At 66.7% G+C, this 14333-nt stretch carries 11 protein-coding genes; 7 read left to right on the top strand and 4 right to left on the bottom strand.

From position 1 onward, the window contains the following. The first annotated feature begins 160 nt into the window (after positions 1-160). From QW845_RS13090 to QW845_RS13070, 5 genes are all read left to right on the top strand, one after another. Positions 161-1801, top strand: a complete 1641-nt coding sequence (locus tag QW845_RS13090) for an amino acid ABC transporter permease/ATP-binding protein (protein ID WP_315801985.1) — start codon at positions 161-163, stop codon at positions 1799-1801. 238 nt (positions 1802-2039) lie between these two features. Beyond that, the gene (locus QW845_RS13085) at positions 2040-3281 is read left to right on the top strand and encodes an acetamidase/formamidase family protein (RefSeq protein WP_315801984.1); all 1242 of its coding nucleotides are present in this window, start codon (positions 2040-2042) and stop codon (positions 3279-3281) included. Between the two features lie 281 nt (positions 3282-3562). Continuing rightward, a complete protein-coding gene (locus tag QW845_RS13080) occupies positions 3563-5896 on the top strand; it encodes an acetamidase/formamidase family protein (RefSeq protein ID WP_315802171.1) in 2334 nt (777 codons plus the stop codon). 161 nt (positions 5897-6057) lie between these two features. Next, positions 6058-6441 carry a RidA family protein gene (locus tag QW845_RS13075; RefSeq protein WP_315801983.1) on the top strand — a complete coding sequence of 128 codons (384 nt, stop codon included), beginning with the start codon at positions 6058-6060 and terminating at the stop codon, positions 6439-6441. A gap of 139 nt (positions 6442-6580) precedes the next feature. After that, positions 6581-8176 carry a gamma-glutamyltransferase family protein gene (locus QW845_RS13070; protein WP_315801982.1) on the top strand — a complete coding sequence of 532 codons (1596 nt, stop codon included), beginning with the start codon at positions 6581-6583 and terminating at the stop codon, positions 8174-8176. Between the two features lie 132 nt (positions 8177-8308). Here the strand turns inward: QW845_RS13070 and QW845_RS13065 are convergent, their stop codons facing one another. Next, positions 8309-9265 (bottom strand): threonine/serine dehydratase, encoded by a 957-nt coding sequence (locus QW845_RS13065; protein ID WP_315801981.1) that lies wholly within the window; start codon positions 9263-9265, stop codon positions 8309-8311. Between the two features lie 61 nt (positions 9266-9326). Between QW845_RS13065 and QW845_RS13060 the strand changes: the two genes are divergently transcribed. After that, positions 9327-9629, top strand: coding sequence for a helix-turn-helix transcriptional regulator (locus tag QW845_RS13060; RefSeq protein ID WP_315801980.1), 303 nt, complete (start codon positions 9327-9329; stop codon positions 9627-9629). A 294-nt stretch (positions 9630-9923) separates the two neighbouring features. Here QW845_RS13060 and QW845_RS13055 read toward each other — a convergent pair whose 3' ends face one another. Next, a complete protein-coding gene (locus tag QW845_RS13055; RefSeq protein ID WP_315801979.1) occupies positions 9924-10784 on the bottom strand; it encodes a LysR substrate-binding domain-containing protein in 861 nt (286 codons plus the stop codon). 200 nt (positions 10785-10984) lie between these two features. Here QW845_RS13055 and QW845_RS13050 point away from each other — a divergent pair, with 200 nt between their 5' ends. After that, positions 10985-11734, top strand: coding sequence for a haloacid dehalogenase type II (locus QW845_RS13050; RefSeq protein ID WP_315801978.1), 750 nt, complete (start codon positions 10985-10987; stop codon positions 11732-11734). 59 nt (positions 11735-11793) lie between these two features. On the opposite strand, the gene QW845_RS13045 is transcribed toward QW845_RS13050, so the two are convergent. After that, entirely contained in the window at positions 11794-13299 is a 1506-nt protein-coding gene (locus QW845_RS13045; protein ID WP_315801977.1) for an amidase, read from the bottom strand. Between the two features lie 182 nt (positions 13300-13481). Continuing rightward, a complete protein-coding gene (locus tag QW845_RS13040) occupies positions 13482-14309 on the bottom strand; it encodes an alpha/beta hydrolase (protein ID WP_315801976.1) in 828 nt (275 codons plus the stop codon). Positions 14310-14333: the final 24 nt, after the last annotated feature.

The following is a 14333-nucleotide window of genomic DNA, read 5'->3' as shown; positions in this document are numbered from 1 at the left end:
GTGAGACCTGTCCCCCTCACCCGCCGCAGCCGCGCACTATGAGCTCAATCTCGTAGCATGGGCAAAGCGCAGCGTGCCCACCCTTGCTTCCACACGATGATCACGGTGGGCACGGCGCGTCGCGCCTTTGCCCACCCTACGCTCCTCCCGGGTCGACCTCATGTCCCTCTTCCTGCATTATCTCAGCATGCCGTATCTGCTGCAGGGCATCGAGCTGACCCTGCAGGTCACCGCGCTCGGCCTGGTCGGCGGTCTCATTCTCGGCCTCGTGCTCGCGGCGATGCAGCTCAGCCGGTTCTGGCCGCTGGCGGCGATCGCGCGCGGCTACACCGTGATCTTCCGCGGCACGCCGCTGATCCTGCAGATGGTGTTCGCCTACGACGCGCTGCCGCATATCGGCATCAAGTTGCCGGCGGTGCTGGCGGCGGGCCTCGCGCTCGCCTGCAACGAGGCGCCGTTCATCGCCGAGATGCTGCGCTCCGGCGTGCTCGGCGTCGATCGCGGCCAGCTCCTGGCCGGCCAGGCGCTGGGCATGACACCCGGCGTCCTGATGCGCCGGATCATCGCGCCGCAGGCGATCCGCACCATGATTCCCGCGTTCGGCAACGAGGCGGTGAGCGCGCTGAAGAACTCCTCGCTCGCCTCCGTCATCGCCGTGCAGGAGCTTACCCTGCGCTCGACGCAGCTCGCGTCCTCCACCTTCGACTTCTTCTCGATCTTCTTCGCCTCGGGTCTCATCTATCTCGTGCTGACCGGCGCGATCAGCGTCATCCAGCTTGCGCTCGAATGGCTGCTCGATCTCGACCGCACGGCGAAGCAGCGCAAGCTGGCGGACTACCTTGCGCTATTGTTACCTCGGCGCCGCGCCGACGTCGCGACGAAGCTGGAGCTCGCGGAGAAGACAGCCCCGGCCATCGAGGCCGCGCCGCCCGAGCCCGCCGAGCTGAAGGAGACGCCGCCGCTCGCCTTGTCGATCGAAGACCGGGCCCGGCGTGCCGCAACGATCGCCCGCAACAACGTCGCCGTCGAGGTCACGGATCTGCGCAAGGCCTATGACGGCAACAAGGTGCTGGACGGCCTCGATCTCACCGTACGCATCGGCGAGGTGATCGCGCTGCTCGGGCCGTCCGGCTCCGGCAAGAGCACCCTGCTCCGCTGCATCAATCATCTGGAGAACTGGGACGCCGGCGACATCCGCGTCGGCGGCCGCAAGCTCGGTTTCGACGACCGGGGACGCAAGCTGTCGCCGCGCGCCATCGCCAACGAGCGCGCCAATGTCGGCGTCGGCATGGTGTTCCAGCAGTTCAATCTGTTCGCGCATCTCACGGCCAAGGAGAATATCGCCGGTCCCTTGCGCTGGGTGCATGGGCTCGGCCGCTTCGAAGCGGAGCGTCGCGCCCTTGAACTGCTCGACCGTGTCGGCCTGTCGCATCGCGCCGATGCGCTGCCGCGGCATCTCTCCGGCGGCCAGCAGCAGCGCGTCGCGATCGCCCGCGCGCTGGCGCCGAATCCGAGCGTGCTGCTGCTGGACGAGCCGACCTCCGCGCTCGATCCGGAGCTGGTCAACGAGGTGCTGGAGGTGATCCGCCGTCTCGCCATCGACGACGGCCTCACGATGATCATCTCGACGCACCAGATCCGCTTCGCCGACGAGGTCGCCGACCACGTCGCCTTCCTCAATGGCGGCGTCATCCTCGAGGAAGGCCCCGCACACGAGGTGCTGACCAACCCGCGCCATCCGCTGACCGCGCGCTTCCTCTCGGTGATGGAGGCCGAGCGGCCGAAGGACGCGGTGGCATGAGTTCATCCTTCACGTTAGGAGCGAGCGCTTGCGTGCGGCCATCCTTCGAGACGCCCGCCTGCAGCGGCCTCCTCAAGATGAGGTCCGTGGGTGAGGTGGCCTCGCTTCCGACCCTCATGGTGAGGAGGCGCGCAGCGCCGTCTCCGGACGATGCCTCCGGCATCGCCTTGAGAACCATGAGGCCCGCCCTCGAATTCACCGCACGACAATCTCGATCTCTGAGCAAAGAGGCCCTCGCATGAAACACCATCTGCTGCCGGTGTCCAACAAGACCGTCCATTGGGGCTATTTCTCCAAGGTGGTGACGCCCGCGCTCACCCTGCGCTCCGGCGAGCGCGCCACGATCGAGACGCTGACGCATCACGCCAATGACGACTATGAGCGCATGATCAAGGACGATCCCGGCGCGGAAAGCGTGTTCAAGTGGACGAAAGAGCACAAGGCCGTGGCGCGGCGCGGCTCCGGTCCGACCGAGGGCCCGTTCATCCGCGGCTCCGGTGAAGGCATCGGCGTGCATCTGCTGACCGGACCGGTGGCGGTCGAAGGCGCCGAGCCCGGCGACGTGCTCGAGGTGCGCATCCTCGACATAAGGCCGCGGCCGAGCCGATGCGGCTGCCATGCCGGCAAGTGCTTCGGCTCCAACGCCGCCGCCAATTGGGGCTTCCACTATCACGACCTGATCGAGGAGCCGAAACCGCGAGAGGTCATCACCATCTTCGAGCTGGACACCGCGGGCGAGCCGTTCGCCAAGGCGGTCTACAACTACGTCTGGACGCCGCAGACCGATCCCGACGGCATCGTGCACCCGACCATCGACTATCCCGGCGTGCCGGTCGACCACGCCACGATCAAGAAGCGCGAGAACATCCTGCCCAATGTGAAGGTGCCGGCACGGCTGCATTTCGGCACGATGGGGCTCGCGCCATCGGAGGCCGACTATGTCTCATCGATCCCCCCGAGCTACACCGGCGGCAACATCGACGACTGGCGTATCGGCAAGGGCGCGCGGATGTACTATCCGGTCGCCGTACCCGGCGCCTATTTCTCGGTCGGCGATCCCCATGCCGCGCAGGGCGACAGCGAACTCGGCGGCACCGCGATCGAGACCTCGCTGACCGGCGACTTCGAGTTCATCCTGCACAAGAAGAGCGACCTCGGCGGCACGCAGCTCGAGGGCCTGACGCATCCGCTGCTGGAGACCGACCAGGCATGGTCGGTCTACGGCTTCACCTATCCGAACTATCTCGCCGAGCTCGGCGCCAATGCGCAGACCGAGATCGCCAACCACTCCAGTCTCGACCGCGCCATGCGCGACGCCTTCCGCAAGCTCCGCCGCTTCCTGATGACGGTGCACCACCTCAGCGAGGACGAGGCGATCTCGCTGATGTCGGTCGGCGCCGACTTCGGCGTCACCCAGGTGGTCGACGCCAATTGGGGCGTGCATGGCACGATCCGGAAGAACGTGTTCCGGTGTGAGTGATTTTGCGAAACGTATAGCCAGCTCCCGCCCCGCGGATGGTGCGCTCCCTCCCCCCTTGTGGGGGAGGGTTGGGGAGAGGGGTGCCCCGGGGCGAGACCGCCGTTGTGGGCCCCCTCCCCTAACCCCTCCCCACAAGGGGGAGGGGAACCGATCGCGCCTGTGGCACGAGCACCGATCCAAATGAGTGGAGGAATAGCGAACTGAACAACACCGATACACGGCAGGTCATGAAGCTCATCTGGCACGGGGGTTGCTTAGAATTCCCCGACCCGGGGCGTGCCATGAGTTTTCGTCCGTTCACCAGCGAATCCTATGCCGAGGGCGAGCGTCCGGAGGCGTGGCGCGACGTGCTGAATGCGGTCGGGCTACAGCCCGCAGCGAAGACACCATTTTATGATGGTCATGCCACCGCCTCGCATCGCCAAGCGCCGGGCATCGCTCTTTCGCGGCTGTCGGCGGGCGCGCAGGCGATCACTGCAGTTCCGCAGGCCCATGCGGATCTGCCGATCGCCCTTCTCGCGATCGAGGACGGCGCCCTGCTCCGCTGCAGCGACGGCCATCGCATCGTCCCCGCGGGACATCTGATGCTGTTGCCGCGCGCCGGCGACTGGAGCATCGCGTTCCAGCGCGGTCTGCGCGCCATCGTGCTGTCGGTGACGGCGGACGCCCTGAATGGCCGCATCAGCGGCAGGCTGAAATTGGCCCAAGCCCAGGTGATCGCGCCGAGCGGCCTGGCCGACGTGGTCTGCCGCACCATCGAGGCCACCGCACGCGCGCTCGACACCCTGAGCGATGCCGAATGGAGCACGGTCGCGCAGAGCATGGTCGATCTGCTGCTCACACTCGCCCATCAACAAGCCGCGCCGGCGGCGGAGGCCGGCAGCAGCGCGACGCAGGCCGCGATCCTGCACCGGCTCTGCCAGACCATCGAGCGGCGGCTCGACGATGCCGAGCTGACGCCGGCGCGGGTGGCCCAGGCCGAAGGCATTTCCGAGCGCTATCTGCAAAAGCTGTTCGAGAGCGCCGGCGACAATTTCAGCCACTACGTCAAAGAACGCCGGCTGCAGCGGGCCTGGACCGACCTGTCCAATCCGGCCGAAGCCAACCATTCGATCTCGGAGATCGCCTATCGCTACGGCTTCGCCGATTCAGCGCATTTCAGCCGCAGCTTCCGCGCCCGCTTCGGCCTGTCGCCGCGCGAGTTCCGGCAGCAGAAGGCCGAGCAGGCGGTGACGGCGGCGGCCCCGCGCGGCCAGCGCGGATGGCCGCAGGACGCGCTGGCGCAGCAGCGCGCCTGCGAGAGGCCGGCGTCGGCCAGGAGCGATGTCGCCCTGCCCGCGCCGGCCAACGACCAGGACGCGCAGCGGCATCACCATCATCTGGCGGTCTCGGCCGAGCGTGTGCATTGGGGCTATTTCAGCCGCTCGCTGCCGCCGCAGATCGAAATCGCATCCGGCGACACGATCACGGTGGAGACGCTGACCCAGCATGCCTCCGATGATCCCGAGCTGATGATCGCAGGCGACGCGGCTGCGCTCAGCGTGTTCGGCTGGACCAAGGCGAAGAAGAACGTCGACCGCCGCGGCGCCGGCCCGATGGACGCCAGTGTGTTCGGCCGCGGCGCCGGCGAAGGTTTTGGCGTGCACATCTGCACCGGCCCGGTGGCGATCAAGGACGCGCAGCCCGGCGACGTGCTGGAGGTGCGCATCCTCGACATCGTGCCGCGGCCAAGCCGCACCCCGAAACATGCAGGCCGCGTGTTCGGCTCCAGCGTCGCGGCGTGGTGGGGCTATCACTACAACGAGCTGATCGCCGCGCCGGCGCCGCGCGAGGCGGTGACGATCTACGAGATCTTCGCCGATGCGCCCGAGCCGCATGCCCGCGCGCTGTATTCCTACCGCTGGGAGCCGCAGACCGATCCCAACGGGATCGTGCACACGACCTACGACTATCCCGGCGTGCCGGTCGCCCCCGACAGCATCAAGCGCCGCCACGGCGTGCTCGACAACATCCGCATTCCCTTGCGGCCGCATTTCGGCGTCATCGCGGTGGCGCCGCGCGAGGCCGATTTCGTCGATTCGATTCCGCCCTCCTATTTCGGCGGCAATCTCGACAATTGGCGGCTCGGCAGGGGATCGACGGTGTATCTGCCGGTCGCGGTGCCCGGCGCGCTGCTGTCCGTCGGCGATCCCCACGCCACCCAGGGCGACGGGGAGCTCGGCGGCACCGCGATCGAATGCTCGATGACCGGCACGTTCCAGGTGATCCTGCACAAGAAGGCGCAGCTCGCGGGGCAGCCGTTCGCCGATCTCTCCTACCCGCTGATCGAAACCGCGACCGACTGGGTGCTGACCGGCTTCAGCCATCCGAACTATCTCGCTGAGTTCGGTGCGCAGGGCCAGAGCGAGGTCTACGCGACCTCCTCGCTCGACCTCGCGATGAAGGACGCGTTCCGCAAGATGCGGCGCTTCCTGATGCACGTCAAAGGCCTGAGCGAGGACGAGGCGGTCGCGCTGATGTCCGCCGCGGTGGATTTCGGCGTGACCCAGGTCGTCGACGGCAATTGGGGCGTCCACGCGATCTTGAGCAAGCGGCTGTTCGAGGATGAACGCTGACGTTCATTGCGCCCCAACGCCATCCCAGATCTCCGTCATTGCGAGCGAGCGAAGCCATCCAGGGCGTCACGCGCTGCCCTGGATTGCTTCGTCGCTTCGCTCCTCGCAATGACGACCATTGCTGTCGCTACCACGAAGCCCAACAACAAAGGACCATCGCTATGCAGTTCCACATGATCTCCGGCGCGACCAGGCCGGTGGCGCCGTTCAGCCACGCCGTGGAGACCGACGGCTTCGTGTTCGTCACCGGCCAGATGCCGGACTCGCCGGAGGCGCCGGGCGTGCTGCCGGAGGGGATCGTGGATCAGACGAAGGCGGTGATGCAGAACTTGAAGTACATCCTCCAAGGTCTCAACCTCGGCCTCGAACATATTGTGATGTCTCGGATTTACCTGACCGAGTTCAAGCGGGATTACGCGGCGATGAATGAAACCTACCGTTCATTCTTCCCGCCGGACCGGCTGCCGGCCCGCACCTGCGTCGGCGTCACCGGCTTGGCCTATGACGCGCTGATCGAGATCGATCTGGTCTGCCGAAGACCATAGTACCCATTGGTAAACATCTCCTCAACGCGAGGCCCCGTCATTCGATCCGGGCTGGGGAGCGTCCCGCTGTCGCCGATTGCGCGCCGACGCCGGCCGGTGTCAATTCGCCGCGCCATCAGGCGGGATCGTGGGGAGTGCCATGCCGTACCAGTTTTCCAATCGTCAGCAGATCCGCAAGCCGGCGGTGAGCAGCAAGGGCGGCATCGTCGCGGCACAGTCGCGGCGCGCCGCCGAGATCGGGGCCGAGGTGCTGGCCGCGGGCGGCGACTGCGTCGATGCCGTGGTCGCGACCGGCTTTGCGCTCGGCGTGCTCGAGCCGTGGATGAGCGGCCTCGGCGGCGGCGGCGCGATGGTGCTGTACCGCGCCAGGGACAACCATGTCGAAGTGATCGACTACGGCATGCGCGCGCCCGACAGCCTCGATGTCGCCGACTATCCGCTGGCCAATGACGGCAGCGTCGCGGCCGACATCTTCCCATGGCCCCGCGTCAAGGACGACCGCAATCTGCACGGCCCCGGCGCGATCGCGGTGCCCGGCGTCGTGGCCGGCATGGAGGCGGCGCATCGCCGTTACGCGCGGCTGCCATGGGCGGATCTGGTCACGCCGAGCGTGAAGCTCGCCGCCGAGGGCCTGCTGGTGGACTGGTGGACCACCGTGATGATCTCGAGCTGCGCCGCCGACCTGCGCCGCTATCCCGGCAGCGCCGCGGCCTATCTGAAGGATGGCCTGCCGCCGAATCCGCAATGGGGCGCCAAGGCGGTGACGCGGCTGCCGCAGGAGCAGTTGAAGGCGACGCTGGCCCATCTTGCCAGCGCCGGCGCGCGCGACTTCTACCGCGGCGACATCGCCCGCTCGCTGACCCGCGACATCCAGGCCGCCGGTGGCGCGCTTTCGGTGGATGACCTCGCCGCGTTCGAGGCGCATGTCCGAGAGCCGCTGCGCATTCCCTATCGCGGCGGCGCGGTGTTCGCGACGCCGGAGCTCACCGCCGGCCCGACGCTGGCTCACGCGCTGCGGCTGATGCAGGCGAGCGTAACGGCTTCGGGCAAGGCGCCGGATGCCGGCGCCTTCATCGCCTATGCCGAGGCGGTGCAGGCCGCCTATCGCGAGCGGCTCAACGACATGGGCGACGCGGCGGGCAAGCGCGCGATCGGCGCCGAATATCTGGCACCGGCCTGCACCACGCACTATTCGGTGGTCGATCGCGACGGCAACATGGCGGCGGTGACGCAGACCCTGCTGTCCGGGTTTGGCTCGAAATTCCAGGCGCCGCAGAGCGGCATCATGATGAACAACGGCATCATGTGGTTCGACCCGACGCCGGGCACGACGAATTCGCTGGCGCCCGGCAAGCGCTGCCTCACCAACTACACGCCGGTGGTGGCGCAGGCCGCCGACGGCCGCCGCCTCGCATTGGGCGCCTCCGGCGGCCGCCGCATCCTGCCCGCGGTGGCGCAGATGCTGTCCTTCGTGATGGACTACGGCATGGACCTCGATGCCGCGATCCACCAGCCGCGCATCGATGCCAGCGAAGGCGACGTGGTCGGCGCCGACACCCGGCTGCCGGCGGAGGTGATGGACGCGCTGACGGCGAAGTTCGAGACCGTGCCGGCGCCGGTGCAGACCATGCCGATGAAGTTCGCCTGCCCCAGCGTCGTGCTGCGCCAGGGCGACGCGAACAGCGGCGCGACGGAAATCTTCCATGCCTGGGGCGATGCGGTCGCGGAGAGCTGATCGAATGCGAGACACCGGCTGAACGGCAGTCCGCTCTCTCCGTTCTGCCGAGGCCGCGACGAATACCGCGACCCTACACAGGAGCGGTCTCCGACATCCCATGACGGGGCACAGAATTCACGGCCCATCCATCTAGCAACTCTTGAAATTGACCGCTGTGGTGTTGGCGCCGCAGACCAGAACCGCGACGCGCTCGGACGGACCCGCACGGTAGGCACCGGATAGCAGCGCGGCGAAGGCCGCGGCGCCGCCCGGCTCAGTTACGACGCGCAACGTCATCCACAACGCGCGCTGCGCCGCCCTTATGTCGTCGTCGCTGACGATGATCACCTCCGCCGCCGCGAACCGCTGCACGATCGGAAACACGCGCGCGCCGATCTGGCGCGGCGCAAGACTGTCGGCAGCGACGCCACCGGCGGGCGCGTCGACGGGGTGTCCGGCCGCCAGCGCGTCGCGCAGGGTCGGCGCGCCGTCCGACTCCACCGGCACGACCTTGACGCGTCCCTCGTACCACGCGGCGATGCCGCCGATCAGCCCGCCGCCGCCGACCGCCACCAGCAGCGTGTCGATATCATCTGCGTCGCGCTCCACCTCCAGCCCCACCGAGCCCTGCCCCAGCATGGTCTCGGGCTGATCAAACGCATGAATCGGCAAGGCGCCGCTCTCGGCGACATGTCGTTCGCTCGCCGCCAGCGCATCGGCATAGCGATCCCCGCCGACGTGGATCTCCGCGCCGAAGCGCTTGATGAGGTCGATCTTCGACGGCGAGGCGATGCTCGGCACGAAGATCGCTGCTCTCAGGCCAAGACGTTGCGCCGCCAGCGCCACCGCGACACCATGGTTGCCGCCGGACGCCGCGACCACACCGGCCCCCGGCACATCGCGGGTCAGGAGATTGGCGAACGCCCCGCGCGCCTTGAACGAGCCGCCATGCTGCATGAATTCGAGCTTCAGTCGCAATGGGGAAGACGGCAGGCCGAAATCGCCACCATCGACCGTTATCATCGGCGTGCGCCGGACGTAAGGCCGGATCAGCTCATAGGTGGCCGCGATCTGCTGCCGGGTTACCGCTGTCGATATGTCTGACATGCCGCACCTCGTTCCGATCGGCATGTCTTGATATAAATTAGCTAATTGGCAAAGTACCAAAATGGCGCCCGACCGCGTGTTCCGTGCACTGGCCAACGACAAGCGGCTGCAGATCCTGGAGTGGCTGCGCGATCCGACGCGGCATTTTCCGCCACAGAACGATGGCGACCTCGTCAAGGACGGGGTCTGCGGGCTATTCATTGCCGAAAAGCTCGGCGTCTCCGCGCCGACACTGAGCGAGCACATGCGCGTGCTGGTGGCCGCCGGCCTCGTCAAGGCCAAGCGCGCCAAGGGCTGGACGTTCTACAAGCGCGACGAGCAGGGATTGAAGGCGGCGCGACGGCTGCTCAGCGACGCGCTATAGGAATTATGCGAACCTTGGCGGGCAACGGGAATTGCGGCGAAGCGCGCCGAAGCATCATCCTGTCCACGACGACGGCGCAGCGATTTCTGCGAGGAAAGCTCGCCATGCGCGAAAGGGAGGCGGCGACGGCGTCCTCCTTGATCTTGTCGCTGTCGCTGCGATCGACCCGCTGCACCTCGACTCAGCACCAATCCGGTCGAGGCGTCGATTGGCCCTAGAAGTGCTTCGCGCGCCCTGGCCCTATGCGGCGCAGCCGTCGGGTCGCAAGCGAAGCCCGTTCGGCACAGATCCGAGCTATGGCTGCACGCCCGCTCCCGTCAGCCTCTCGGCGAGAAACGTGGTCAGCTCCCCCACCGTGCGGGAGTTGCTGCGGCCGCGCGCATAGGCGAGCTCGACGGTCGGCAAGCGCGGCAGACCGAGATCCTGCCGGATGATGCGCAACGGCGGCTGCACCAGGGCGCGCGCAAGGACGGTGATTCCCAGCCCCTCGAGCGTCGCCGCCTTGAGGCACTCGAAGCTCGGACTGACGAAGCTGAGATGCCAACGCCGGTCGTTCTGCTTCAGCGACGACATGGCGAAACGCCGATACGTGCAGCCGTCCGGGAAGAGGACGAGAGGGATCGACGCATCGTCGGGCGTGTAGTTCGGCCCGCAGACCCAGACCAATTGCTCTGTCAGCACCGAGGTGCCGGTTCGAGCCCCGGCCTCCTGCTTGAAGAAGGCGAGGTCGAATTCGCCGCGGGCGCTCCGCTTCATCAGGCTTTCCGACTGATTGGCTTCGACCTCGATGCCCACCATCGGATTCTTGGTCTTGAACCGCGCGAGCCACGTGGTGAAGTCGCGGCCAAAAAAGTCGAGCGGAACCCCCAGACGAACGAAACCGAGGAGGACATCCTCGCACATCGAGGCATAGGCCTCGTCATTGAGCTGGAGAATACGCCGCGCGTATTGGACGAAGCGGTCACCCTCGGGGGTCAGCTCCAGAACGCGGCCCTTGCGCCGCGTCAACAATGGCTTGCCCACCTGCAATTCCAGCTTGGACATCTGTTGGCTGATCGTCGACTGCGATCGCCCGACGGACTCTGCGGCCCGCGAGAAGCTCATCGTGTCCGCGATCACGAGAAACGATCTGAGGCAGTCGATATCGAAGTTCACGACAGTCCCCGCTATCGAAAAAGACGATACCAACATCGTCATAATTCACTTTGTCGGTCGGAACACACTTCGTAAAGACCAGAGTTGCGGCATGGGATGCCGGAACTCGCGTCAAGTCCCTGACGCGACGCAACGGGACTGCATTGCGGTCCCTTACCGCACTTCGCGTACAAAACCGCTCCGACACAAGGACCATCCCCGTGGCGATCAGCACCGTCGTCTTCGACGCCTACGGCACCCTCTACGACATTCAATCGGTGGCGTCGGTCACCGAGCAGGCTTTCCCGGGCCGTGGCGACATGATCACGCAGATCTGGCGGATGAAGCAGCTCGAATACACCTGGCTGCGCTCGCTGATGCGGCGCTACGAGGATTTCGAGGCGGTGACGCGCCAATCCCTGGTCTATACGCTCCGGATCCTCGGCCTTGGCTACGAAGAAGCGCTGCTCGAGGTGATCATGGACAAATATGTCCACCTCGATCCCTACCCGGACACGCTGTCCACCCTTGAGCGTCTCCAGGACCGCAAGCTGGCGATCCTTTCGAATGGTGCCCCTGCGATGCTGGACGCGCTGGTACGCAACACCGGTCTCGATCGGTTTCTCGACAAGACCATCAGCGTCGACAGCAGAGCGACGTTCAAGCCGAGTCCCGAGGCCTACTCCCTGATCGAGTCCGAGCTCGGAGCCGCGCCCGCCGAAGTCCTGTTCGTGTCCTCGAATCCGTGGGACGCGATCGGTGCCAAGGCTGCCGGGCTGACCGTGGCATGGATCGAGAGGGTCACGCCCGAAGCGATGGCCGCAGCCTGTGAAAGCTGCGCGCTCGTTGCGCCGCTGACGATGTTCAAGGCGATGCGGATGCAGATGGACGAGCTCGGGCTCGCGCCCGATCACCGGGTCCGGGGACTGTTCGATCTGCCCGGGCTGCTGCCACCCATTGCCAGGCCGTAGATCCCCTCAGATCCCGCGCCGCATCCGACGAGCACCTGCTGTCGGGACGACGTCATCCTTCACTGGTAGCACGCCTCCAGTGCGGAAGCCGCCCGGTACAACGTCGACTCGTCGAGGTGGCGCGCGACCAGCATCGCGCCGATCGGACGGCCGTCCGCCGTCTTCCCAACCGGAACGGAGATCGCGGGATGCCCGGTGAGGCAGGTCGGCGCGGTATTACCGACCATCTCGAAGGCGCGGCCGATGATCTCCTCCCGCGACGCCCCGGCGGACGGCAGCCGGGTCGCTGCCATCGGCGTGGTCGGCATCAGAAGCAGATCGGCCTGTTCGAGCGCGCGATCATAATCTCCCGTGAGCAGGCGGTTGAGGTTCTGTGCCTTGCCGTAGTAGCGGCCGCGATTGCGCGACGACATATAGTGGCCGGTCAGGATGCCGAGCTTCAGCGTCTCGGACAATTCTCCGGCCCGATCGCGCCAGCGCGCGTGGGCATCGAGCAGGCTCTCCAGAAACACGCCCTTCATGTTGGTACCATAGGCGTTGCTGCGCATCATCAGATCGGTGGCGCCTTCGAGAAAGATCGGCGTCCAGATTGCAGCCCCGGCGGCATGCAGCGGCACTGCGACCTCACGGACGTCGGCCCCCTTGGCTGCGAGACGACCGGCCGCCTCGCGCACGCGGTCGTCCACCTCGGTCTCGGCGCCGGCCGTGCCGAACCCTTCGGGCACCACGCCGATGCGCAAGCCGGCCACGCCTTGCCGCAGCGCCTGCGTATAGGGCTGTGACGAGGCACCGCGCTGCCGCGGATCGAGCCCGTCCGGCCCTGCCATCACCTCGAGCATCAATGCGTTGTCGGCCACGGTGCGGGTGATCGGGCCGGCGTGATCGACCGTCAATTCGACCGCGAAGATGCCCGTATAGGGCACGAGGCCGTGCGTCGGCTTCAGGCCGACGGCACCACAATAGGACGCGGGGATGCGGATCGAGCCCCCCTGGTCGCCGCCGGTGGCCATGTCGACGATGTTGGCCATGACCAGGGCGGTGGATCCTGAAGACGATCCACCGGCATTGTAGCCGGGCACGACCGGATTCTCGACGACCCCATTGGCTGAGGTGTGACTGCCGCCGGAGGCGCAGTAGTATTCGCAGACGGCCTTGCCCAGAATGTCCGCGCCGGCGTCCAAGAGGCGCGTGACGATCGTCGCATCGATCTCCGGGACGTAGCCCTCGAGGATGGTCGCACCATTCATCATGGGAAGGCCGGCGACGCAGACATTATCCTTGATGGCGACGCGCCTGCCCTTGAGCTTGCCGTCCGCAGCGCCCTGGATGTGCGCGGTGACGGCCCAGGCGCCGAACGGATTGTCCTCCGGTAGCGGGCGTGTTCCTGAGGGCCTCGGATATTTGACCTCGGGCAGCGGCGCCGCCATCTCGTCGACGAGATCGTACGCGTCGAGCTGCCCCTGCATCAGCGCAAGGAACGACAGCGCATTGGCATCATCGAGATCGAGGCCGATCTCGCGCGCGGCCTGTTGCAGCTCGGTAGCAGTCGGACGTCGGACTGGCATCAAGGCCTCTCGATCGCGGTGCGACCACGTCCACGCGCAACGGAGCAAGGTGGACGAGGTCGACGTTCAACACGCGAAAGAGTAGCCAGCCGCCGAGGTGTTCCAAAATGAGTTATGTCGATAGCCGTAATTTGCTTTGACGATTAAGCGTGGCCGCGACCTCGAACCCACGCGGGAGCTGCCTACATCTCCACCAGCGCCTTCACCAGCCCGCTCTCCGCATCAGCCAGATCGTCGATCACGTCGAAATGGTGCCGGTCCGGCGCCTCGACATAGGCGGTCGTAGCACCCAAGCCGATCCAGATGTTTGCGAGCAATTGCGCCTGACGGCGGAATTCGTTGCGCTCGGCGCCGCCGACCCAGGCGGTGACCTTGACGCCGTCGATCGGCGCGAGCAGCGCCGGGCTCTCGCGCAGCGCCGTGGCGTCGTCGATATGTAGCGTGTCGTTCATCACGGTCCGCTGCAGCGGGCGCAGATCGTGCAGGCCGGAGAGCGAGACCACGCTGGTGATGCGCGCCTGTCGCTCCGGCGACAGCGGGGCGCCGCGGCAGATCATGCGGGTGACGAGATGGCCGCCGGCGGAATGGCCGGTCAGCGCCACGGGACCGGCAACCTCGTCCATCGCCTTCGCGACCGCCTGCGCGACATCGCCCGAAATGTCGGCGATGTCGACCTCGGGACACAGCCGGTAGGACGGCATCGCCACGGCAAAGCCGCGCGCGATTGGACCTTGCGCGAGATGCGACCAGAAGCTCTTGTCGAGGCGCATCCAGTAGCCGCCATGCACGAACACGACGAGCCCCTTTGGCGTGCCCTCAGGCAGGAACAGGTCGAGGCGCTGGCGCTCATGTGCGCCAAAGGCAATGTCGAGCCTGGCGCGGCCCTGCCCGGCCAACGCCGTTCGATACGCCTCGGCCGGCGCGACCCACAGGCCGGGCCAGCGCTCGCCGCCGGCGATGTTCGGGCCGTTGGCGTAGGCGTTGTCCCAGTCCTTGACGGCATACAGCATGATAATCTCCTGATCGAATGAGCG

The organism is Bradyrhizobium sp. SZCCHNS3002 (assembly GCF_032377435.1).
Classification (GTDB): Bacteria; Pseudomonadota; Alphaproteobacteria; order Rhizobiales; family Xanthobacteraceae; genus Bradyrhizobium.
Note: the sequence above shows the minus strand (reverse complement) of the source record. Positions and strands in the feature narration are given on the sequence as shown.

Bases quoted from the DNA above. Each gene is read 5' to 3' on its own strand.
- QW845_RS13090 (WP_315801985.1), top strand. From the start codon at position 161: ATGTCCCTCTTCCTGCATTATCTCAGCATGCCGTATCTGCTGCAGGGC.
- QW845_RS13085 (WP_315801984.1), top strand. From the start codon at position 2,040: ATGAAACACCATCTGCTGCCGGTGTCCAACAAGACCGTCCATTGGGGC.
- QW845_RS13080 (WP_315802171.1), top strand. From the start codon at position 3,563: ATGAGTTTTCGTCCGTTCACCAGCGAATCCTATGCCGAGGGCGAGCGT.
- QW845_RS13075 (WP_315801983.1), top strand. From the start codon at position 6,058: ATGCAGTTCCACATGATCTCCGGCGCGACCAGGCCGGTGGCGCCGTTC.
- QW845_RS13070 (WP_315801982.1), top strand. From the start codon at position 6,581: ATGCCGTACCAGTTTTCCAATCGTCAGCAGATCCGCAAGCCGGCGGTG.
- QW845_RS13065 (WP_315801981.1), bottom strand. From the start codon at position 9,265: ATGTCAGACATATCGACAGCGGTAACCCGGCAGCAGATCGCGGCCACC.
- QW845_RS13060 (WP_315801980.1), top strand. From the start codon at position 9,327: ATGGCGCCCGACCGCGTGTTCCGTGCACTGGCCAACGACAAGCGGCTG.
- QW845_RS13045 (WP_315801977.1), bottom strand. From the start codon at position 13,299: ATGCCAGTCCGACGTCCGACTGCTACCGAGCTGCAACAGGCCGCGCGC.
- QW845_RS13040 (WP_315801976.1), bottom strand. From the start codon at position 14,309: ATGCTGTATGCCGTCAAGGACTGGGACAACGCCTACGCCAACGGCCCG.